Genomic DNA, 1,593 nt, shown 5'->3' with positions numbered 1-1,593 from the left:
CCACCGTCGGCCAGAACACCTTCAGCCTGGCCGGCCAGACACTGAGCGGCAGCGATACCCTGAAGATCCGGGTGGTGGATACTGCCGGCAATGCCGGTACGGTCTACTCGCAGGCTTATGTGCTGGATAGTAGCGCTCCCGCGGCGCCATCCACGCCGACGCTCAGCGCCGGTTCGGACAGCGGCATCCTGGGCGATGGGCTGACCAAGGTGAACACACCGGTCATCACCGGCACCGGTGAGGCCAACGCCATCGTCAAGCTCTACGACACCGATGGCACCACCTTGCTCGGTACGACAACGGTTGATGGTAAGGGCAACTGGAGCATTACCAGCAGCACGCTGGCCGATGGCAGCCACAGCCTCACCGTCAAACAGTCCGATGCCGCCGGCAATGTCTCGACAGCCAGCAGTAGCCTGACTATCGATATTGACACTTCCGTGCCGTCCACTCCGGGCACGCCGGCACTGCAGGCTGCCAGTGATAGCGCTACCCTTGGTGATGGCATCACCAGCGTCACCACCCCCACCGTCGTCGGTACCGGCACGGTGGGCGACACCGTCACCCTGTATGACACCGATGGCAAGACCGTGCTGGGGACCGGAGTAGTCGATAAGGGTGGCAACTGGAGTGTCAGCAGCAGCACGCTGGTCGATGGCGTACACAGCCTGACCGTGACGCAGACCAATGCCGCCGGCACCACCTCCAGTGCCAGCAAAGCAGTCAGCCTCACCATCGACAGCACCGCCCCGACGGCCCCGTCCACGCCGACGCTCAGCGCCGGTTCGGACAGCGGCATCCTGGGCGATGGGCTGACCAAGGTGAACACACCGGTCATCACCGGCACTGGTGAGGCCAACGCTACCGTCAAACTCTACGACACCGATGGCACCACCTTGCTCGGTACGACAACGGTTGATGGTAAGGGCAACTGGAGCATTACCAGCAGCACGCTGGCCGATGGCAGCCACAGCCTCACCGTCAAACAGTCCGATGCCGCCGGCAATGTCTCCGCCGCCAGCAGCAGCCTGACTGTCGATATCGACACTACCGCACCAAGTGCACCCGCCACCCCAGCCCTCTCGGCTGGCAGTGACAGCGGCACCAGCGGGGACTATCTCACCAACATCAGCACGCCAGTCATTACTGGTACTGCCGAAGCCAACGCCATCGTCAAGCTCTACGACACGGATGGCAGCACCCTGCTGGGCACCACCACTGCCGATGGCTCGGGCAACTGGAGCATTACCAGCAGCACGCTGGCCGATGGCAGCCATAACCTCACCGTCAAACAGTCCGATGCCGCCGGCAATGTCTCCGCCGCCAGCAGCAGCCTGACTGTCGATATCGACACTACCGCACCAAGTGCACCCGCCACCCCAGCCCTCTCGGCTGGCAGTGACAGCGGCACCAGCGGGGACTATCTCACCAACATCAGCACGCCAGTCATTACTGGTACTGCCGAAGCCAACGCCATCGTCAAGCTCTACGACACCGATGGCACCACCTTACTCGGTACGACAACGGTTGATGGTAAGGGCAACTGGAGCATTACCAGCAGCACGCTGGCCGATGGCAGCCACAGCCTCACCG

At 63.0% G+C, this 1,593-nt stretch carries 1 protein-coding gene; it reads left to right on the top strand.

The genetic code is table 11. The annotated features are described in order from the left end of the window. A partial coding sequence (locus tag ACZ9W6_RS17535) for an Ig-like domain-containing protein (RefSeq protein ID WP_465192476.1) occupies nucleotides 1–1,593 on the top strand: 1,593 nt, incomplete at both ends.

It is taken from the genome of Vogesella lacus (assembly GCF_979366295.1).
The sequence above is the reverse complement of the archived record's forward strand: the minus strand, read 5'-3'. Positions and strand labels throughout refer to the sequence as shown.